Raw genomic sequence first — 21,126 nt, forward strand, 5'->3', positions numbered from 1 at the left:
CCCGAAAAATTTACTCTTTACCATCTGCATTATCAAGCGGGCTCGCGCTTGATAAATGTTTCATCCAAACCTCCTAAATTCAAACATGGCTTTTAAAATTTAATGCAGCAAGGGCGAAATTTAGATGATAAATTTACAAGATAGATCGGCGAAATTTCAAATTTATTCAATCCACTCCGCGAAATTTTAAAATTCTAAAACCTGCTATTTCAATTTAACGTAGCTATTTAATCTAGTAAAATTTCATCAGCATTTTACCGCAAGCAGACCATCGGCAAACTGATTTGTCTTTAAGCTCTTACAGGCATTGACTGCGCCCTAGCACGGCGCTGAAATATTAAAAAAAGCGATGATTTTTGCACGGCTTCTTTCGATGAAATTTTGAATTTAGATAAATTTTTAAAGCTCGCCCGTAAAGCGAAAAAGAGATGAGAAAGGATAAAATTTTACTCGTCGGATCAAGCGGGATAAAATTTGACTCCGCTAAATTTAAGTCGCCGCGGGTTAAATCGAAGCCCTAAATTTGAGCTTTAAATTTAACCCGCGGCGGAGCGTGAATCGAAACGCTTACAATCCCAAAGCGTTATTTCTTCGCGCTAGAAGCGTCCATAAAGGCCTGCTCTTCGGGGCTCGGTTTATACTCGTCGCCGAAAAATTCCTTCTTAGCTTTGATCTTTTCCTGCATCATCTTCTTTTCGTAGATTTTATACGTCGGTCGCCAGTACTCTAGGTAGTTGCGAAGTCCGATGCCGTGGCCCGCGCTTACGTGGCAGCTCGCGCATTTGAGTTCTCGCTCGGTGCCTAGGAGCTTTTTGTAGTGCGCATGCATGCGCTGCGCCTGCTCGGAGGTGATCTTGCTGTCGATCACGGTGGCGTGGCAGCTCGTGCAGCCGTTGTCAAACACATAGTGTTCGCGGTTTTTGCGCCTTGCGCTCCAGTCGTATTTTTCGGGCTCGTCAAAGAAGTGCGAGTAGCCCTCCAACACGCCGTTTTTGGCCTTTTGATAGACGTATTTTACGATATTGTCGTGCGGTAGGTGGCAGTCGACGCATTTGGCTTTGATGCCCGTTTTGCCCTTGCCCGAGTGGACGTCGTCTTGATAGGCGATCACCATCGGATCCATCTCGTGGCAGACGTCGCAGAATTTATCGGTGCTCGTTTTCTCAAGCGCGTAGTGCACCGGCACGACGACGAAAAACCCTATAATGCCGCTTATTAAGATGATAAGCGCTAGTAATTTTTTAGAAATTCTCATGGTGTCACCCCCATCCATTGCGGCACTTCGTGCTCGTGGCATTCGGTACACATATTCGTAGATGCCTTGTGCTCGTTGTGGCATTCGTCGCAGTATAGCGTAGGACCGTCGTGGACGGAGTTATGCGGATTAGCCTTAAGAGTATCCATAAATTTAAGCCTCAAAGCGAGCTGCTTTTTGTCGCCGTGGCAGCTGATACAGCCCTTGTCGCCGATACTTTTAAATTTAGACGGATCGCTTCCTTGATTTATGTGGCAATCGACGCAGTCAAACGACAAATGCTCGTGATGAGGTTTGATTTTGTATTTTGCCCGAAGCTCATCTGAAACGACTATGTTCGTGGCGTTGGCGTCATTAGCGCTCGGCGCGCCGAACAAAGTCGCGATGATACAGCACAAAAACAGCGCCGTAAAACTGAAATTTTTCATTTACAACCTTTTAGAAAACTGCCTTGCCGGCCCGCTTTTGCTAACCGGGCAAGGCTTTAAAGAGCTTGCGCTCAGACCTAGCTAAGCGATCTGCTCGCCCGCGATCATTCCGAAAACTATGCAGTCGGTAATCGCGACGGTGCCTAAGCGGCTTGCGCCGTGAGTACCGCCGGTGATCTCGCCTGCAGCCCATAGGCCCGGGATCGGCTTATTCGTCTTAGATGATAAGACCTCGGCTTTGGTATTGATCTTTAGACCGCCCATCGTGTGGTGAGGTTTCGGCGAGAGGCGGATGACGTAGAAAGGTCCCGCTTCGTTGATCTCGCTAAGTGCGCTTTCTTGTTTGCCGAACTCGTCTTTTTTGGCTTTAACGCCTTCGTTGTATTTTTTGACGCTCTGCTTTAGCGCATCCGCAGGCACGCCGTATTTGCTGGCGATCTCATCTAGGCTCGCGCATTCGCCTACTAGCTTGCCGCTTGCCATGCCCTTGGAAATCACCTCTTCGCTTAGGTCTTTAAACGCCATTTTGGTGTCAGCGAATGTTATCGGATAGGCTTTCGGATCCTCGCGTAAAATTTTAAACTCGGCGTCCGCTCTAGTCTTGCGATCTGCAAGCTCGTTCATAAAGCGTTTGCCCGTGCGAACGTCCACGGCGATACCGTATTTAAAGGTGCCTTGCTGAGTTAAGATCGGAGCGGTGCCGAAGCCCTTCTCATCGGGGCTCGCCCACGGACCGAACTGGATCCAATCGACCTGCACCGGATACGCGCCGATCTCAAAGGCTTTTAGCAGCACGCCCGCGGTAGCTCCCGGGTGGTTCGTGCTATCGACGTCATCTGGGATGCGCGGATCTTGAAGCTTGCGGAAAATTTTATCGCGGCAAAATCCGCCCGCTGCAAGCACTACGCCTTTTTTGGCTTTGAGCGTCTTTTTTGTACCGCTCGTGTTTTCAAGATCGTCGCTGTAAAGATTCGGATCAAATTTATACTCCTCGCGGATCACGACGCCCGCTACTCGCTCGCCGTCCATTACGAAATCGTCAAATTTCGCGCGGCGGCGAAGCTCGCAGCCTTTATCTTTTAGCGCTTCAAATTTTTCAAGCATCGGCTGGATGTAGCCAGAGCCGCTATCGTTTGTAGTTAGCATCGAGCGCGCGACGCTATGTCCGCCGAAGTGCGCGCAGTGATCCATCTTAAATTGCACGCCGTTATCTACGAGGAATTTAAACGCGTCCAAGCCGCGATCGGCTAAGGTGCTTAAAAGCTCGGGGTGGTTGATGCCAAGTCCTGCTTTGAGACAGTCGTTCATAAATAGCTCTTTGCTGTCTTTGATGTCCGTTTTTTCCTGCACTGGGTTCATCGGCACGCTCATACCGCCGCCATTGATGACGGAGTTTCCGCCGATACGACCCATCTTTTCGAGGATTAGCACTTTATTGCCTTTTTGCGCCGCTTTTAAGCCCGCTGCAAGCCCCGCAAAACCACTGCCGATGATGATTACATCCCACTCCTCGTCAAATTTAACGTCCTTTGCGTCCACCGCGCTTGCTTGCGCATTTACCGCGCCGAGTGCGAGTGCACCGGCTCCTACCATACCCATTTTCAGTATGTCGCGTCTCTGCATATTTGCCCCTTTACTTTGAAATCCCTTAATCTTAAAGATTAATATTGTAATTTTATATTAAATCTTTATGTAAGTCAAATGTTATTTGGTATATAATTTAATAGCTAAAGGCTATAAAATTTCAACCGAAGGGGCAAAATATGAGCTTACGACATATGGAATTTGCGGTAAAAATTTCAGAGCTAAAAAGCTTTACAAAAGCGGCGAACGAGCTTGGAATAGCGCAGCCGTCGCTTTCAAAGAGCATTATGCTTTTAGAAAAGGAGCTTGGGGTCGAAATTTTTGATAGAAAAAACGGGCTTGAGCTTACCTATGCGGGCGAAATTTACATCGCCAGAGCGAAAAATATGCTTAGGCTCAATAAGGAGCTAAATAACGAAATACGCGGGCTTTCGTCTATCAAGACGGGCAAGCTCATAATCGGCGCGACCTCAATCAGCTTTAAATTTATCGAAAAGATTATCGCGGTTTTTTGCAGTAGGTTTTCGAAGGCTGATATCAGGATCGTGCACGTCCACTCCGAGCCCGCGCTCATCGAGATGCTAAAAAGCGGCGAGCTTGATATCGTCTATGCCGCGCACTTCGGCGAGCTTTCTGCGGAGGGGCTTGAGTGCGAGTTTATAAAAAAGCGTAGGCTACTTCTAAGCGTCTGCTCCTCTCATCCGGCTGTTTCGCGAGCGAGTATAAATTCTACCGAGAAATACCCTAAAATCGCACTTAGCGAGTTTAAATCCGATAAATTTGCAATAAGCAGTAAAATTTTAAAAAGCGAATCGAACTTTAAAAAGATCTTTGAAAACGCCGGCTTTACGCCTCAAATTTTCTGCGACACCTCATATCTGTACGTGGCTAACGCGATGGTCGCGGCGGGGCTTTGCGTGAGCTTCAGCTTCGCGCGGTACATTTTTGAGACGCAAAAGGACTACATCACGCTCTTTGACGTCGCGGATGAGCCGCTTTTGGACGTATCGTTTTCAGTCGTGTATAAAAAGCCATCCAAGCTCGCAAAGGAATTTATAAAGATGATAAAAGCGGGCAAAAGCGGCGAGTAGGCGCGCGGGTTTAAATTTAATAGCGCGCCGCAAAGGTTTAAATTTAATAACGCGCCGCGAGGCGCTGCGGTCAAAATGCTTTTCAAATTTCATCTTGCAATCTTGCTCTTTAAATTTAAGTTCTCAACCTGCTTGGTCGAAATTTTATCTAAAATTTTATTTTGCGCTAATCGGTTAAATTTTATCTTGCGCCACGCCAGGCTAAATTTTATCTTGCGGAGAGTTAGACTAAATTTTCCTCCGCTGCGGCTACGTAAATTTCACGGCGCACTCTTTTGCAAATTTTATCTGCAAGCGGGTAAAGAGCGTCTATTTAGTACTTTCGGCTCTTTGGCTCCCGCTTGATTAGCTTTTCTTGCTCGCCGCCAAAACTTGCGCCATAAAATTCTATGTATGGATTAGTTTTGGCAATTCTTTACGAATTTTTCTATGCGCTCAAAGCCGCGTTTTAGATTTTCCATAGAGCACGCAAAGCTTATGCGGAAGTGCCCATCCATGCCAAATCCGCTTCCTGGCACCGTGGCTACGAGCCCTTTATCTAGCAGCTGCATGCAGAATTTCATACTATCAGGTTCTACCTGGGAGCAATCAATGAAGAAATAAAATGCGCCATCTGGTTTTACGACACTAAGCCCTGGGATCGCACCTATCGCGTCCGTGCCAAAATCGCGCCTGCGCTCGTATTCGCGCCTCATCTCCTCGATATAATCATCCGCCTCGCCGCGCAGCACCGGCATAGCGCCTGCCTGGACGATGCTTGCTACGTTGCTGACGCTTTGGCTTTGTAGGCTGATCATCGCCTTATTTAGCTCATCGATCGCACAGGCGGTGTATCCGAAGCGCCAGCCGGGCATCGCGCCGCATTTGCTTAGCCCGTTGATCGTCACGGTGCGCCCAAACATATCCTCGCTGATGCTTGCTACGGCTATGAAACTCTTACCGAAGACGATTTTTTCGTAAATTTCATCGGCAATTACTAAAATATCCGTACCTTTTAGTACTTCCGCAAGCTCTTGCAGCTCCTGGCGCGAATATACGGCGCCTGCGGGGTTGCTCGGGTTGAAAAGGCACAGCGCCTTCGTGCGCGGCGTGATCGCGGCTTTGAGCTGCGAGGCGGTGATTTTATATCGGTTTTCCGCCTTTGTGTTTACGATGACGGGCTTGCTGCCACAGAATTTTACAATTTCTGGGTAGGTGACCCAATAAGGCGCCGGTATTATGACCTCATCGCCTTCGTTTAAGATGCAGTTAAAGGCGTTAAATAGCGAGTGCTTGGCACCTACGTTGGTGATAATCTGATCGGGTCTGTAATTTAGGCCGTTATCACGCTTTAGCTTCTGCGCGATTAAATTTAAAATTTCAGGCGTGCCGGCAACCGGCGTATATTTTCCGCAGCCCTTAGTCATAGCCTCTATGACAGCCCTTTTGGCGACCTCTGCGGTATCGAAATCAGGCTCGCCTGCGCTTAGGATTACGACGTCTTGCCCCTGAGCTTTCATCTGCTTGGCTTTGGTGCTGATTGCGATCGTTAGGCTTTCGCCGAGCTTGCTTACGCGACTTGAAAGTGTTAATTTCATTGATGCTCCTTGGATTGGTTTAGACAATTTAAAATTTGATTTTTGACGCTAAAAGCCCTGCCGCTACTTGGGTCTTGGTCGTAGATGTCATCGATTTTATAATCGCCTCCGCTATGGACGAGTTTGTAGATTATTGTCTGCGCACCATAGGGGCAGGTCTGCGTCACTACGACGGTATCGCGCTGCCCTAGTTCAAAATCATATTTCGCATCGTCGCAGACATCTTGACCGCCGATTATCGGATCGTAGTCCAAGCAGCCTACCTCACCTTCGCCAGCAGAGGCTTCATCTTGCATAAGCACGGATTTGAAAGAAGCTGATAGGGCATTTTTGTGATCGCCGAAATAGGTATCCTTGATGTATAGACTTTTTACTAGGCTTATTCTGGCGTCGTCCGCGGAATTTTTCGCGCTATTAGCATCGCTGCCGCTTGCTGATAAAATAGCAAAAATTATAAAAAATAGAGCTTTTTTCACTTTAACCCTCTTATTTTAATGATTTTAGATACTCTTCGTAGAATTTATTTAGATCCTCATCCATTGCGGAGATATCTTTTCTGCCGCTGCAGATGCAATCTTCCAAAATTTCGATACGTTTGATGAGATATTTGATAAGCTCCTGGCTGATATCTGGAATTTTATTATGCGCCAAAGGATCGCTCTCGCAGCTTCCTAAAATTCTAGCCGGTACGCCCACGGCGGTGCAGTTTGGTGCGACATCCTTTACGACGACGGAATTTGCGCCGATTTTGGAATTTGCGCCGATGGTGATGTTGCCTAATACTTTGGCTCCCGCGCCCACTACGACGCCGTTTTGCAGCGTCGGATGGCGCTTGCCGTGCTCTAAGCTCACGCCGCCGAGAGTGACGCCCTGATAGATCAGACAGTTATCGCCGATGATCGCCGTTTCTCCGATGACAAGCCCTGTGGCGTGGTCGAAAAACACGCCCGAGCCGATCTGCGCGCCCGGGTTTATATCTACGGCGGTGATTATGCGGCTAAGTCCGCTGATCGCGCGAGCAATGAGCTTAAAACCTCGCTCGTAGAAAAAATGCGCGAAGCGATAATTTATTAGCGCCCAGACGCCGGGATAGCAGAAAAATATCTCAAATACGCTGTTGCATGCGGGGTCTTGGCGCAAGGGCTCGGTGAAGTCCTGTTTTAAAATTTGCCAAAAACTCATTTGATCGTCTTTAAGTAGCTATTGTCGTTTAAAAACAGATATAGTTCGCCGAGGATATGCTTTTTCTCTTTATCTCCGATAAGATTTGATTTTTCGACGCGCTCATTTAGGCTTTCGCGGATATCTACTACGTCGTAGTCCATATCCTCTAAGATGTCGATGACCGATTGAGATTCGATGAAATCCTTGATCTCAAAGCCGCCGTCATCGCGCAAGATCACGGTAGCTTCGCTAGGATGAGCGAAAAGATTGTGATTCATACCTAGCACCTCTTGATAAGCTCCTACAAGGAAAAAGCCTAAAAAATACTCCTCCTCTTCGGGGTCCACGTCGTGCAAAAATAGCGGGTTGATCTCTCTATCGAATCCGATCTCTCCGTCGCTATCGCAGGTGATATCCCAGATCGATGCCGATAGCGTGGCGCGTTCATCCAGCCTCTCTAGCGGCATGATCGGGAAGTGCTGCTTGATGCCCCAAAAATCGGGTAGGCTTTGAAAGATCGAAAAATTTACCAAATAGCGCTCTTGAGCGTTGCCTAGGGAGTTTAAGAAATTGCTGTATTCTTGCTTGTTGCCTAAAATTCCATACGCCTTTCGCATTATTAGATGAACTAAAATTTCGCCGTTTGAGCGGTCGATCAGATCGACGTAGCCCAGATCAAATAGCGTAAGCACGCTCTCCATATGCGACATGGCGTCGTGCAGATACTCTAGCGCGTTGGAGGGTTTTAGAGTTTTATACAGATCGTATAGCTCGGCGACTACCGGCGGATTATCCTTTTTTAGGGCAAGCTTTTCTTCGGCGTATTCTTGGGTAAAAAGCTCCAAAATCGGCGCTACGAGCACCGCGTGGCTGGCGGCTACGTATCTGCCGCTCTCGATAAAGATATCCGGCTCGGCCTCTTTTTTATCCTCTGCGATCGATTTTAGCAAAAAAACCACGTCGTTGGCGTATTCTTTTAGCGTATAGTTGCGGCTGGAGCTTTCTTTGGCTTGGGAGTATTCGATAGCAAGACCTCCGCCTAAATTTATGGATTTTAAATTTTTCGCACCCATTTTGCGAAGCTCGGTGTAGATATTGCCCGCCTCGATGAGGGCTTTTTTGAGCGGGTGGATCTCTGTAATCTGCGAGCCGATATGAAAATGGATCATCGTAAACTGCTCGATGAGGTCGTTTTTCTTGAGTAAGTTTATCGCCTCTATAAGCTCGGTCGAGGTAAGACCGAATTTTGAATTTATCCCGCCGCTTTTCGCCCACAGCCCGCTTCCGGAGTTATGCAGCCTGATGCGAAGCCCGATGAAAGGCTTTGGAGCAAACCGCTCCTTAGCCGTTTCGATGATGGTTTCAAGCTCGTTTAGTCCCTCGATCGTAAGCGTTACGTTATGCCCCATCTCTGCGGCGATGAAGCCGATATTTATAAGCTCCTTATCCTTAAAACCGTTTACGGTAATCGGCGCGCCGTATTTGTTATACGCCATCGCTAGTAGCAGTTCAGGCTTGCTGCCGGCTTCGAGTCCGTATCCGTAAGGCTCGCCGATATCGACTAAATTTCTAACGAAGCCCGGGAATTGATTTACTTTAAGCGGATAGACGGCATGGAATTTCCCCTTGTAGCCGAACTCCTTAATAGCGCGGTTAAAATTTGAGTAAATTTCGACGATCTGCTTTTTGATGAGGTGCGGGAAGCGCAGCAGTATCGGGCCTCGCACGCCGTCTGCGCGGATCTCTTTTATTATATCCACCAAAGGCTGCTTGAAATCGGAGTTTAGGCATAGTTTGCCGCCGTCTATCGTGAAGTTGGAATTTCCCCAAATATTTAGTCCGTAATCGCTCATGCTCTATCCTTAAAAAACGCTTCGACCTCTTTAAATTTAATCGCAAAGGTGCTTTGATCCTCTAAATTTTTACACCACACCTCGGCTCGGTCAAACTCGTCCTGCCCGATGCAAAGGCAAAATTTCGCCTCCGCCCCGTCGGCCGCTTTTAAATGCTTGGCTAGGCTCCTGGACTCGTATGAAATTTTAGTTTTACAAAACTTTCGCAGCTTTAGCGCAAATGAAAATGCCGTGCTAACAAACGCCTCATCCAGCGCGCCGATATAAATCCCCTCGCGCTCTTGAGGGGCTTCGCGCGTTTTTAAAATTTCGGCTATTCGCTCGATGCCGATCGCAAAGCCCACGCCCGCCGTCTTTCTGCCGCCTAAAAACTCCACGAGTCTGTCGTAGCGCCCGCCGCCGCCCACGGCGCTTTGTGCGCCAAGCTCGGATGAGACGAACTCAAAGGCGGTTTTGCAGTAGTAATCAAGCCCGCGCACGAGTTTCGCATCGATCTGAAATTTTTGTCCGTTTTGGGTTAAAATTCTTTGCAGCTGCGCAAATTCCGCGGCGCAAGCGTCGTTTAAATTTTCAGTTATAAGCGGCGCGGCGGCTAAAATTTTCTGGCAGTTTTCGTTTTTACAGTCCAGCACGCGGATCGGATTGGTGTCGATACGCCTTTGGCAGTCCTCGCAGAGTCTGTCTTTACGCTCTTGCAAGAAATTTACGAGCTTGGTTTTATACGCAGGCATACACTCCTCGTCGCCTAAAGAGTTGATTTTAAGCGTTGCAGCGACATTTAGCTCGCGTAAAATTTGAGCTAGCATCAAGATCACGCTCGCATCCTCATAGACGCTACTTTGCCCGAAGCACTCGACGCCGAATTGATGAAACTCGCGCAGACGCCCCTTTTGCGGGCGCTCGTAGCGAAACATCGAGCCTTGATAATAAAATTTATGCACGCCGCCGCTACGGTCTAGCTTTTTTTCGATAAAGGCGCGCACGACGCCCGCGGTGCCCTCGGGGCGCAGGCAGACGCTATCTCCGCTTTTGTCGCTAAACTCATACATCTCTTTGCCGACGATATCGCTGCTCTCGCCGACGCTGCGGCGAAATAGCGCGGTCTGTTCGAGCTTAGGCGTTTCGATGAGACAAAAGCCGTAATTGCGCGCCACGCGCTCGCACACATTTAAAATTTGCGAGTAGATGCGCGCCTGCTCGCCTGAAATATCGTTCATACCGCGAAGTGCCTTGATCATCTATGAAATCCTTTGTGAAATTTTAAAATTTTCAAATTTTTGCGGCGATTATAGTTAAATTTACCTAAATTTTAAGCCCTGCCGCTGCCGCTTCGCATCGGTTCTGCTTATTTGCATCGCGCGCCGTTTCGGCTTAGGCGCCTATTTTAAACCGGCTAAGCTCGGCGGTAAAATTTCTACTTCGCCGCTTTCATAGCCAAGAATTCCTCGTAGCGGCGATCGATGATCTCTTTGATCTCGGCGTAATTTTGCGGCGAGTTTTCTATGTAAAAATAGGCGTTGTCGAAGTTTTTATCGCCGAATTTACGCGCGACGAAATCGTCGTAATCTTGCAAATACCAGCCGTGCGTTTTGGCAAATTTCGTGCGGTCCGTGGTATAGTAGGCATTTGCAAAGGCCTTGCCCGCGGTGTTTAGCTCGTCGCTGCTCAGCACGCCGTCCATGGCGCCAAAGAAATACCCGCGATAATCAAAGCTATCGTCCATCCGCGCTATATCGCCCGCAAAATCCGCCGCAAAGTCCTTGGAATAGAGCTTGCGCTCCATGCACCAGCGGAAGAAAAACGCGATGTGCGTCGCGCCGTTTTCCTGCGGAATGTCAGTCGGCGCATTTTTCGCGCCCCAGTGCCATTTTGCCTTGTCGTAGGTTACGTAAGCCATTTTACTCTTCTTTTCTGATCGGCGATCTGTTAAATTTAGCGCTAGAATTTTGCCTTGCCGTTAAAATTTCTAGCGTTGTAGCTTAAATTTCGCTTCGGCTTCGGCGCAGTTTTGCGGCAAATTTTATTAAATTTTCGCGAGATTTTAGATTAAATACCGAGCGAGCGCTTTTAAAATTCCGCGGGAGCGCCCGTGTAATTCCGCCTGTAAAATTCCATAACGAAATTCGAAGATGAAATTTTATGGGCGGAATTCCATAGTTAAAATTTCACGGCAGGACCCAGAAGTTCTTTCCCACGGCAAAATTTCACGCCTTAAAATTTTAAGAAAGTATGAAATTTTTTATCTGATCGCAGATCGCCTCTTCGGATTGAGCAGCGTCGATTTGCAGGGTCTCAACGCCGCACGCCCTGCATGCCCGCGCCATAAGATCTTGCACGCGCATTAGGTATCTCAGCCCGCGAGCCTCGATTATATCGCTGCTAGCGCGCGTTTTAAGCCGTTTTTTGACGAGCTGTTCGTCCGCCGAAAATAGCACGATTTTATCTGCGAATTTGCCCCCAAGCGCAAATTTATTAAGCGCAATGAGTTCGTTAAGATCCGCGTTTTCGTCGTTTGCCAGCGCATAGGCAAGCCCCGAGATGAAGCCGCGATCGCTTAGTACGAGCCTGCCCGCGCCGCCCTTTATCACGCGCTCGTAGTGCTCGGCGCGGTCTGCGAGGAACAAAAGCAGCTCGGCGCGCTTTGAGATTTCGCCGCAGACCTCGCGCAGATTTACGCTGCCGCGCGGCCACTTAAAATCCTCGCCCAAAACGAGGCTTCGTACCGCCTCGCCGAGCTTCGTGCCGCCCGGCTCCTTAGTCACGATCACTTGCGGAAAAGCCGCCGCCAGCCGCGCTATCTGCGTGCTTTTGCCCACGCCGTCGATACCTTCGAATATTACATACATTTTTCGCCTTTAAATTTGTGCGCTATTTTACAAATTTATAGCTAAATGGCGGCTTTTTTAAACAGCCGGGCGCTAAATTTCGCCTCAAAATCGGGCTTTTGCGCGAGCTTGTGCAAGCCGCTTTTGATCTTTCGGCGTAAAATTTTATCGGGCGCTTTGTTGCTAAGCACTTACTCTTTGCGGCACGGCTCGCGGTTAAATTTAGCGCGCAAACCAGAACCAGATAGAAGCAAACGAGCAAATTTTGCGCTTACGGACATTTACCGAGCAGAGCAGGGCGCCGGTCGATAAAGACAGCGCGCGTGCGGATATGATGGCACGTCTGGCGACGCATAGGGTATGTATCGGACGAAGCGGGACGACATATCGGGCAAATTGAGTCGGTGTATCGAACCGAGCAAAGCAATGCGCCACGCAGTAGGGCGAGAGAGTATATGTCGGCGGAGCGGCGTGCTGCGTAGGTAAAGCGGGATAGGATTGGCGCGGGGGTGTCGGACGGTCGAGCTATTGGAGCTAAATCCTATGCGTTGAGAGGATAGAGCTAGCAGAGTGCGCCAGACGGAGCGAGATGTCTTCGTGCAGAAGAGCAGGCGTGCCGAGCGAAGTAGGGCGTTAGACGGGACATGGCGCGCGTCATGCGAGGTGGAAACGGAGCGGGGTATGCGCCCGGCAGAACAACGGGCGCTAGATAAACGAAAGGCGGCGCGTCGGTGAAGAAGGCGGTGCGAGGTATCGTATGTTTTTTAGTAAAAACAGATAGCGCGTCTGGAAGGCATCGGGCGCCGTATAAAGCATGGCATATTGTCCGATAACGCAATAGATGCGGCGACGGGCGGACGCCGCGTGCGATGACAAAATATAAAATCGTGGCGCCGATAAAATTTTTAGCCGCCGCAGATCATGAAATTTTGCCGCAATGAGCGAAGGCGCAAAGCTCGTCCTGTGCGCCGAAAGATGAAATTTTAAATTTTATCCTTTTACGCTAGCTTGGGATTTATTGCTTTGAAATTTTTCCTCAGATTGCCAAGATCGCAATCGGTAGCCGTGATCGTAAAATCCTCCGTCATATCGAGCGCAAATTCGCTAAGACCTGCTTTGAGCTGCTTCACGCATTCCCAAATGAGCTTTTTAGCCTGCGCATATTTATCGTTTAGCTGCGTTTCTTGATTGAAAAGATCAAAAATTTTCGCCGTTTCGTAGTCTACTTCGACCTCGGCTCGAAACTCGTAATCAGGAACGAGCCAAAGAAGCCAACCGTCCTTTCGTGCAAGCCACTGCGCGCGCTGTTCTTGCGAGCCGAATCCGATGATCGGCGGTAAACTCCTATTGTCGCAAGCTAAATTTATGCAGTAGAGTTTACAGGCGGGCGCGTGCTTTTTGATCGTCTCTTTAATCGCGGGCAGCAGCCTTTGTGCGGCGAGCTCATAGAGCTTTTTGTAGCTCATATCCTTATCGGGCTTTTGATAGCGCACATAACCATTTTCGGTTATTAAGCTCAGCTCGCCCATTGCGTCAAATTCATAGTTTGTTACGCCATTCCTTCTGCCTGCGCGAGGGTGCTCTACATACTCCCGTCTTTGTGCGAGCTTGCCGCCTTCGTAAGTAAAATTTTCTATCCCATAGGCGTTGTTGTCAAAGGCCGAGTAGATGGACTTTAGCTCGCCATTTTCATAGATAAATCTTTTTATATCGAAGCATCCTACGCATCTTTTGTTATAGCAACCAAATTCGTATTTTAAAACTTCGTCCCGCCCCCAAAAATAAAGGTTTTCAAAGAAACTTTTTTTGCCGTCATGTTGTCTTTCAAAAACGACACGATCTTGAGCGTCAAAGCCGTATTCGTAGGCGTTTGCGATGTTTTTCGGTTTAGCTTTTAAAATTTTGCCCTTAAAGAAGCGGTTATATTCGAAATAAAACGGCTCTAAATTGATATAGCTACCCGACGCCCAGCGCCTGCTTACGACCTGCGCTTCGGCTATTTTATTTAAGGCTTTGTATTCATCTCTCACGCTTTTTAAAAACGTTCGCAGTCTTTCTATCTCATCCATTTGCTTATTCATTTTTATCTCCCGTGCGGCTTGTAAATTTTAAATTTAGCTGCGCCTGCGGGCTAAATTTCAGTCGCTTGCAAGCTCATTTTTTTAAAAATTTTAAAATTTCGCTCGGCACTAGGTGCGAAACGTCGCCGCCGTGGCTCAAAACGGAGCGGACGATCGAGCTTGAGATGAAGGCGTTTTTGAGCGTCGGCATCAAATACACGCTCTCAAATTCCTCCCATAGCGAGGCGTTTGCATAGCCGATCTGTAGCTCGTACTCAAAGTCGCTGACCGCGCGAAGCCCGCGGATAACGAAGCGCACGCCGCAAGATTTAGCAAAATCCACGAGTAGATTATCAAAGCTTTGCACGCTCACGCCACGAAGCCCGCGCGTCGCGGCTCGCGCCATCTCTAGTCTGGATTTTAGGCTGAAGTAGGGCTTTTTGCTCTCGTTTAGCGCGACTGCGACGATGACTTCATCAAAAAGTCCTAGCGCACGCTTGATGACGTCCAAATGGCCGTTCGTGATAGGATCGAAAGTGCCCGGATAGATACATTTTCTTGAGTTTTGCATTATTGCCACCTCTTAAACAGCTCGTTTTGCACGCCCAGCGCGTCGCACCACTTGCCGATTATGAAATTTTTTAAATTTTGTACGCCGCAGTAGCCTGCGATCACGGGCGGAGCGATGATGACGCCGAGCGCGGCTAGCTCGCTCATCTGGCGCAGGCTGATCGCAGAAAGCGGCATCTCGCGCACGCCAAGAACCAGCCGCTTGTGCTCTTTTAGCGCGACTGCAGCGGCGCGGGTACTTAGGCTGTCGCAAAGCCCGCCGTAAATTTTAGCCAAAGAGCCGATAGAGCAGGGCGCAAAGATTGTGGCGTCAATGCCGAATGAGCCCGAAGCGGGCGGCGCGCTCAGATTGTCGTCGGGATAAAATTTTACGCTCCTAAATTCCGCAGATTTTAAAGCCTCGTCCGCATCTATGCCGCTTTCAGCGCGCAGGACGCGGCGCGCACCCTGCGTAAACACGGCGTGAATTTCATGCGGTGAGCTGGCAAGAAATTTAAGCAGATCAAGCCCGATCTCGCAAAAACTCGCGCCGCTAACGCAAACTAAAATTTTCATTTCAAGGCTTTCATATCGAAATTTTGCGGTTTAAAAACGAGCGGAATGGAGGGAATTTTAAAATTTGAAGTTAAGATGGAGCGGGAAACGAGAGTCGAACTCGCGACATCAACCATGGCAAGGTTGCGCTCTACCACTGAGCTATTCCCGCATGCAGTAAAAATAAAGCGCGATTGTAGCCTATAAATTTTCATTTGTCAATAATTTCTCGCTTAAATTTCATAAATTTTTACGATTTCTCCAGCGCGAACTTTGTCGCATTCGGGATCAGCCAAGAAAAAATGCGATGCCGCAGCCAGCGGCCTGATGCGTCCTGAAGGCGACGGCATAGGCGTAAAAACTTCGCCTTCATATGCGCCTACGGTTAAATTTACTCTGCCGCTTTTTAGCTTCAGATCGCTTGCGAGCTTGGCATAGATCGCCGCTTCCGCGCTAAAAGCCTCGCTTGCGCCGCTAAGCTTAAATAGGATCGGCAGTATGACTGCGCGCGTAAGCACGAAAGCAGCCATCGGATTGCCTGCCATTGCAAAGACGAATTTGCCCTCTTTTGCGAAGCACTTGCTGGGGCGACCGGGCTTGATATCAATGTGGTCGAAAACCTGCAAAAATCCAAGTTCACTCATAGCGCTTTGCATAAAATCCGCCTCCCCAGCACTTGCTCCGCCACTGGTAATTAGTACGTCAAATTTACGCGTAGCAGCGTCTAGCGCCTCGCACACCTCGCTAAAATCATCCTTTAAAATCCCTAAATACTCATTTTGCAAGCCGTATTTTTGCAGCAATGCAGCAATACCGCTAGAGTTGGCATTATAAATTTCGCGCTCGCTTGCGCTCTGCCACGGCTCTTTTAGCTCGTTTCCACTGGAAAATAAGGCGATTTTAGGACGCGCGTAAACATCCACTTCGTAAATTCCTTGCGCGGCAAGAAGCATGATTTTAGCAGGGTTTAAAATTTCGCCACGGCGTAATAAAAGCTCGCCCGCGCACACCTCCTCGCCTTTTTTACGAAAGCCGTCGTGGGCATGAACGGAAGCAGGGATTTTTAGAGTTCCGCCTTGCGCGTCTACATCCTCTAGCCTCGCGACGGAGTCCGCGCCTGCAGGCATTGGCGCGCCGGTCATTATCTTTTGCGCTTGCGCAGCCTTGATTTCGTAGAATTTTTCGTCTCCTGCAAAAATCGTAGGCTCTACGATCTTTAGCTTTTCGTCTTTGAATTCCGCCGCGTAGGCATAGCCGTCAAGCGCCGAATTATCGAAGCAGGGTAGGTTTTTAAGCGCTGAAATATCGCTAGAAAGAATGCGACCTAGGGCGCTGGGAAGAGGCACCTTTTCGCTTTGCTTGCTTGATGTGGTTCTAGCCGTAGCCAAATCTATAGCCTCATTTATTCCTATCATTTTAAGTCCTTTTTATCATTTTTTACATTTAAAATTCGTATAGTTAAGACCTTGCGTAGCCTTGAATTCTGTATTGCACCGGAACTTGCAAGGCTAAATTTTGCCCAAGTAAATGCGCGAAATTTCACGGGCTCAAACTTGCCTTATTTTAATGCGAGCGTTACTTAAAATTTCAAAACGTATCGCTCCGTATAATTCCGCGAGCTTGCTGTAGAAATTTCGCCCGTATTTGCTTAAAGAATTCCACTACGGCTCGTTCATTAAATTTTACCAAAGCTTGCTATTTAAATTTAAAGAGACTCATCCTTGAAATTCTACCAAGATTTGCCTTTAAAATTTCGCCACACTTAGCTTTAGCGATTTAAATGCATTGCTACTGATAGAATTTACGTGACTCTTGCGCAGTGCGTTATTTCAAAACGCGTTTTGCGTAAAATTCCGCTTTGCTTGCTAGCACAAAATTCTTTATTTCAGAATTTGTCATTCCTCCAACCTATGTATGTCTGCGCCGAGCGCGCTAAGCTTAGCTTCCAGCCTCTCATATCCGCGATCTAAGTGGTAAATTCTATGTATTTTGCTCTCGCCGCGCGCCGCAAGGGCGGCTAAAACGAGTGCCGAACTAGCTCGCAGATCGGTCGCCATCACGTCCGCGCCGTTTAGCTTGCCGCCGCTGATAGTCGCTATGTGTCCGTTTAGGCGGATATCTGCGCCCATTCTCGAAAGTTCGCTAACGTGCATGAAGCGGTTTTCAAAAAGCCTCTCGTCGATGGTGCTGACGCCCGAAGAGATGCACGCCAGCGCCATAAACTGCGCCTGCATATCGGTAGGAAAGCCCGGATATTCGCTCGTGATGATCTCTACGGGTTTGATCTTTGAAGCGGGTAGGATCGTGATCTCGTCGCCGCCGTTTGAAATTTCAAATTTAAAACCCATATCTTCAAATTTTGCAAGCACTGCGCCAAGATGAGCCGCGCAAGCGTGCGTGATCGTGATATGAGAGCCGGTGATCGCGCCTGCACACAGATAGGTGCCTGCTTCGATGCGATCGGGAATAATCGAAATTTCATCCAAGCTTAAAAGCTCGCCGCCACTTCCTTTAATGAGGATCTCGTTCGTGCCGATGCCCTCTATGTCGATACCTGCGTTTTTTAATGCGTTGCAAACGGCGATCACTTCGGGCTCTTTTGCCGCGTTTATGATATGGGTGGTGCCGCTTGCTAAGGCTGCCGCCATTATGATGTTTTCGGTACCGGTGACGGTAATTTTGTCAAAATTTATAGTCGCGCCCTTAAGCCCCTTTTTTGCGGTGCAAACGACGTAACCTTGCTCGATCTTAACCTCTGCGCCCATCTTTTCAAGCGCGCTAAGGTGCAGATCGATCGGTCTTGCGCCGATCGCGCAGCCTCCGGGAAGGCTTACCTCGCAGTGTCTAAACCGCGCTAAAAGCGGCCCCAGCACCAAGATCGAAGCGCGCATTTTACGCACTATGTCGTAGATTGCCTTGGTCGAGTTTACCTCGCGCGGATCGATTTTGGCGGTATTGGCGTCAAGAAACTCGCACTTTGCGCCTAAATTTGAAAGCAGCTGAATTAGCGTGTGGATATCGGAAACTGCGGGTAAATTTTTAATTACGACTTCGTTTTTTGAAAGGATAGATAGAGCTATGAGCGGCAGTGCGGCGTTTTTTGCGCCGCTTATTTTGACACTACCGTTTAGTTTTTTGCCCCCGTTAATTCGTAGATAATGCATGATTTCTCCGTGTAAAATTTCGGCGATTATACAGAATTTAGCTTTAAAGTTACCATTTTGTTACCACTGAGCGCTAAAATTACGCTCAAATTTAATCGTTACATAATTTTATAAGGATCTTTATATGAAACAACTAATTATTTGCGCTTTGGGTGCGTTTTTGCTGGTCGGTTGCTCCTCAAAAGCCCCGTCTACCGGCAGCCAGCAAGCGTATGTCTTAAACGATCATGAAGAAGGAATAACTTCGGTGCCGGGAAGCGAGTTTAACCGCCCGCTAATCGCATCTGTGGACGATTACACTGGCACTCGTGCTGGAGGGGACTGTAGCGGATTTATCACCGTGCTAAATGATAAATACGATGATTTATTTTTCAATTCAAAAGATCTGCCGAAGTACTTCACCAACGGACGCAAATCCCAAGCAATATATAATTATTACAGCCGTAAAAATTTACTCAGCAATACGCCGCGAGTGGGGGATTTGGTGTTTTTTCAAAACACTTTGCGTTCTAACAAAGGCAAGGTCAATAACGAAATCAGTCATATTGGTATCGTGCGCGAGATCTATGCTGATGGTCGCGTGAAATTCGTCCACAATACTCGTGGTAGAAATCAAGCGGACTTCGTAAATTTAAATAAGAAAAACGTCCATGTAGCAGGGCAAAAGATGGAAAATAGCTATATCGTGCGCTGCGGCAAAGATCGCATAAGCTGCCTAGCATCGAACCGCTTCGCAGGGTATGGACGGGTGAATAACTAGAATTTTGAAAATTCTTTCGCCGTATTTTTTGAAAAATTTCTTATAACTTTTGGAATTTATTAGATTTTATGAAATTTCGTTAGACCTTTTAAAAATTCGCGGCGGTTTGATTTATGCTCTAGAATTTCAAGTAAAATTTTGCAGATAAATCGCTTGGAATTGTGGCTGTAACCTAGCTTTGCAGAATTTATTAAATTCCTAAAATTCTAATCAAATTTTAGAATTTTATGGTTTTTAAACTCTTGCAGCAAAAACTTATGAATAAAAACTCATTTTGATGCTGTTATGGCAAGTCAAATTAGCATTTTTAACGCGTAATTATATATAACAAGCATTTAAAATATTTACTCTAAAATTTATTTTGAAATTAATTTGAACTCAAATTTTGTTATTCTTAGTAAAATTATACTTATAATTTTATATAAAATTATACAGAATAGCTTCATATAGCTGAAATTTTATCGTTATTAATTTTAAAGTGTGCTTGTTTTTTAATTGATATCAGATAAACTTTATAAATTACGTAAAACTTTCAAAAAAGATTTACGGTCTAAATTTTGTTACGAAAATTTTAGTTTAAAGCTTTATATCTAAATTTTAAATTTTAGCGCAGCTATTTGATAAGGCGCTTGCAATTAAAACTATTCGCCGAAATTTTGATACCAACACTTATCTATGAAATTTATCTCGAGCCTATAAATCACACGACGCCTTTAATTTAATCAAAATTTCGCTACTATGCGTGAAAAATTTAAGGAGTTTCATGCAATCAGGCAAATTTACTCTCGCGATCATCGCCGTGAATGTCCTATTTTTCGTGATTTCATTCGTATTAGAATATTTTTTCGGCTTTAAGTCCTACCTGTTTTTCGGGCTCAATCCATATTTTTTCGAGGGGATGCCGTGGCAGCTACTAAGTTCATTTTTTATGCACGGCGGAGTGATGCATCTAGCGATGAATATGGCGGTTTTGTATCAATTCGGCGGAATTTTAGAGCGAGCGTTCGGTGGGATAAAATTTACGCTACTTTACATCGCAGGTGGGCTGCTGAGCGGCGCTTTATGTCTGATTTATATCCGGTATGCCATGAGCATGGGAGAAATCGTCAATATCGTAGGCGCTAGCGGCGCTATCTGTGTGCTTTTAGGCGTGATTGCTTATTTTGATGAACGCAATGCGGGCGGGATTTTTGTCGCGATTTTGATAATGAGCTTTGCGCCGATGTTAATGGGCGTAAATGTGGCATGGTATGCGCACATAGCGGGATTTGTGGTCGGTTATGGTTTTGGAATGATCCAGAAAAAATTTAGAATTTTGTAGAATTTAACGCTAAATTATACATAAAATTTTATGAAAGGATGCAGATGAAGCGGATATATTTTATAAGACATGCTGAGGCGCAAAGAGATAACGGAAGCGATTTTGAGCGGGCATTAAGCCATGCGGGCGAACTTTGCGCAATTAAACTCGGAGAAAAGCTGCGTAGCTTGGGACTTATGCCTGATTTGATGATTACAAGTTCGGCTATACGCGCACTCCATACGGCGCAACTTATCGCTAATGCGCTGGGCGCGACAAAAAGGATAGCGTCATTGCGAGAGTTATATGATGCAAGCTTATGGGATTTGGCAAAGTTTGTTCGCAGCTTGGATGAGAAACGATTTTTTGGGTGCGGTGTGAATGTGGAAAAATACAATGCAGTTGGTCTGAGTAGCGAAAAACCTCGCGACGCAAATGCTGAAAATTCTGCTTTTAAGAGCGCTAAAATTCCCGCTAGCATTGGCGAAAATAATGCGTTATCTTGCAATGATGTGAAAATTTCTAGCACAGATGTTATGCGAAATTTTAATGCAGCTAGCGCAGAATGCGTATTTATCGTTGGACATAATCCGGCAATAGGCGGAATTTGCTCGCTTTTAGGCGAGAAGGAATTAGATAAATTTCCTCCTTGTTCGATTTGTGGATTAGAATTTGACGTTCATAAATTCTCAGATATTACCGATCATAGCGGCAAAATGGTAATCCTACAGTGCCCTTAATTACGCTTTTAACGCTTCATAATTACAATCGGGCGGCTCGTTGGTGCATTTAAGGCTACTTTTTGCCGAGCATTGTTATATACTCGTAAACAAGACTGCGCGGCAAAATTAGCAAGTTATTTTTGAGATAACTTTAAATTCTAAAAAATTTCCAATGATGTGGCTCGCCTTGAAAATTGTAGATTAAATAAGTCAGAAAAGTAAATTCCATATTTTTAGAT

At 46.9% G+C, this 21,126-nt stretch carries 20 protein-coding genes and 1 tRNA gene; 4 read left to right on the forward strand and 17 right to left on the reverse strand.

The features are described from left to right. Positions 1-583: 583 nt before the first annotated feature. From KH703_RS01215 to KH703_RS01225, 3 genes are all read right to left on the reverse strand, one after another. Positions 584-1,255, reverse strand: a complete 672-nt coding sequence (locus tag KH703_RS01215) for a NapC/NirT family cytochrome c (RefSeq protein WP_304293638.1) — start codon at positions 1,253-1,255, stop codon at positions 584-586. Beyond that, entirely contained in the window at positions 1,252-1,683 is a 432-nt protein-coding gene (locus tag KH703_RS01220; RefSeq protein ID WP_005870314.1) for a cytochrome c3 family protein, read from the reverse strand. The genes KH703_RS01215 and KH703_RS01220 overlap by 4 nt, the downstream gene beginning before the upstream one ends. Before the next feature lie 81 nt (positions 1,684-1,764). Beyond that, positions 1,765-3,306 (reverse strand): flavocytochrome c, encoded by a 1,542-nt coding sequence (locus KH703_RS01225; RefSeq protein ID WP_304293425.1) that lies wholly within the window; start codon positions 3,304-3,306, stop codon positions 1,765-1,767. A gap of 140 nt (positions 3,307-3,446) precedes the next feature. Here KH703_RS01225 and KH703_RS01230 point away from each other — a divergent pair, with 140 nt between their 5' ends. Beyond that, on the forward strand, positions 3,447-4,358 hold the full coding sequence (locus KH703_RS01230) for a LysR family transcriptional regulator (protein ID WP_304293427.1): 912 nt from the start codon (positions 3,447-3,449) through the stop codon (positions 4,356-4,358). Positions 4,359-4,756: 398 nt separating this feature from the next. On the opposite strand, the gene KH703_RS01235 is transcribed toward KH703_RS01230, so the two are convergent. The 14 genes from KH703_RS01235 to murA all read right to left on the reverse strand — a co-directional run bounded on the left by KH703_RS01235 (position 4,757) and on the right by murA (position 18,105). Next, positions 4,757-5,935: a pyridoxal phosphate-dependent aminotransferase gene (locus KH703_RS01235; protein ID WP_304293429.1), complete on the reverse strand. Its 1,179-nt coding sequence runs from the start codon at positions 5,933-5,935 to the stop codon at positions 4,757-4,759. Further along, complete coding sequence (locus KH703_RS01240) at positions 5,932-6,411, reverse strand: hypothetical protein (protein WP_304293431.1); 480 nt, start codon at positions 6,409-6,411, stop codon at positions 5,932-5,934. The genes KH703_RS01235 and KH703_RS01240 overlap by 4 nt, the downstream gene beginning before the upstream one ends. A 10-nt stretch (positions 6,412-6,421) precedes the next feature. Further along, positions 6,422-7,117, reverse strand: a complete 696-nt coding sequence (gene cysE, locus KH703_RS01245; RefSeq protein ID WP_304293433.1) for a serine O-acetyltransferase — start codon at positions 7,115-7,117, stop codon at positions 6,422-6,424. Beyond that, positions 7,114-8,952 (reverse strand): biosynthetic arginine decarboxylase, encoded by a 1,839-nt coding sequence (speA, locus tag KH703_RS01250; protein WP_304293434.1) that lies wholly within the window; start codon positions 8,950-8,952, stop codon positions 7,114-7,116. The genes cysE and speA overlap by 4 nt, the downstream gene beginning before the upstream one ends. Then, the gene (gene hisS / locus KH703_RS01255) at positions 8,949-10,190 is read right to left on the reverse strand and encodes a histidine--tRNA ligase (protein ID WP_304293436.1); all 1,242 of its coding nucleotides are present in this window, start codon (positions 10,188-10,190) and stop codon (positions 8,949-8,951) included. Before hisS ends, speA begins: the two co-directional genes overlap by 4 nt. A 176-nt stretch (positions 10,191-10,366) precedes the next feature. Beyond that, positions 10,367-10,849, reverse strand: a complete 483-nt coding sequence (locus KH703_RS01260) for a hypothetical protein (RefSeq protein WP_304293438.1) — start codon at positions 10,847-10,849, stop codon at positions 10,367-10,369. A 322-nt stretch (positions 10,850-11,171) separates the two neighbouring features. Beyond that, positions 11,172-11,798, reverse strand: a complete 627-nt coding sequence (tmk, locus tag KH703_RS01265) for a dTMP kinase (RefSeq protein ID WP_304293440.1) — start codon at positions 11,796-11,798, stop codon at positions 11,172-11,174. A 41-nt stretch (positions 11,799-11,839) separates the two neighbouring features. Then, positions 11,840-11,968: a hypothetical protein gene (locus KH703_RS01270; RefSeq protein ID WP_304293441.1), complete on the reverse strand. Its 129-nt coding sequence runs from the start codon at positions 11,966-11,968 to the stop codon at positions 11,840-11,842. Positions 11,969-12,775: 807 nt separating this feature from the next. After that, positions 12,776-13,858, reverse strand: coding sequence for a hypothetical protein (locus KH703_RS01275; protein WP_304293443.1), 1,083 nt, complete (start codon positions 13,856-13,858; stop codon positions 12,776-12,778). Positions 13,859-13,931: 73 nt separating this feature from the next. Next, positions 13,932-14,408, reverse strand: a complete 477-nt coding sequence (coaD, locus tag KH703_RS01280) for a pantetheine-phosphate adenylyltransferase (RefSeq protein ID WP_177387474.1) — start codon at positions 14,406-14,408, stop codon at positions 13,932-13,934. Next, entirely contained in the window at positions 14,408-14,962 is a 555-nt protein-coding gene (locus KH703_RS01285) for a UbiX family flavin prenyltransferase (protein WP_304293446.1), read from the reverse strand. Before KH703_RS01285 ends, coaD begins: the two co-directional genes overlap by 1 nt. Before the next feature lie 76 nt (positions 14,963-15,038). Further along, positions 15,039-15,113: transfer RNA gene (locus tag KH703_RS01290), tRNA-Gly, on the reverse strand. A gap of 61 nt (positions 15,114-15,174) precedes the next feature. Continuing rightward, positions 15,175-16,356 (reverse strand): molybdopterin molybdotransferase MoeA, encoded by a 1,182-nt coding sequence (locus KH703_RS01295; protein ID WP_304293447.1) that lies wholly within the window; start codon positions 16,354-16,356, stop codon positions 15,175-15,177. Positions 16,357-16,836: 480 nt separating this feature from the next. Continuing rightward, a complete protein-coding gene (murA, locus tag KH703_RS01300; RefSeq protein WP_304293449.1) occupies positions 16,837-18,105 on the reverse strand; it encodes a UDP-N-acetylglucosamine 1-carboxyvinyltransferase in 1,269 nt (422 codons plus the stop codon). A 124-nt stretch (positions 18,106-18,229) separates the two neighbouring features. Between murA and KH703_RS01305 the strand changes: the two genes are divergently transcribed. The 3 genes from KH703_RS01305 (at position 18,230) to KH703_RS01315 (ending at position 20,905) form a co-directional block, all read left to right on the forward strand. Further along, positions 18,230-18,865 carry an NlpC/P60 family protein gene (locus KH703_RS01305; protein ID WP_298042846.1) on the forward strand — a complete coding sequence of 212 codons (636 nt, stop codon included), beginning with the start codon at positions 18,230-18,232 and terminating at the stop codon, positions 18,863-18,865. Between the two features lie 763 nt (positions 18,866-19,628). After that, the gene (locus KH703_RS01310; RefSeq protein ID WP_304293452.1) at positions 19,629-20,186 is read left to right on the forward strand and encodes a rhomboid family intramembrane serine protease; all 558 of its coding nucleotides are present in this window, start codon (positions 19,629-19,631) and stop codon (positions 20,184-20,186) included. A 44-nt stretch (positions 20,187-20,230) separates the two neighbouring features. Continuing rightward, positions 20,231-20,905: a histidine phosphatase family protein gene (locus KH703_RS01315; protein ID WP_304293454.1), complete on the forward strand. Its 675-nt coding sequence runs from the start codon at positions 20,231-20,233 to the stop codon at positions 20,903-20,905. Positions 20,906-21,126: the final 221 nt, after the last annotated feature.

The sequence above is a fragment of the Campylobacter gracilis genome (assembly GCF_018374135.1).
Classification (GTDB): domain Bacteria; phylum Campylobacterota; class Campylobacteria; order Campylobacterales; family Campylobacteraceae; genus Campylobacter_B; species Campylobacter_B gracilis_A.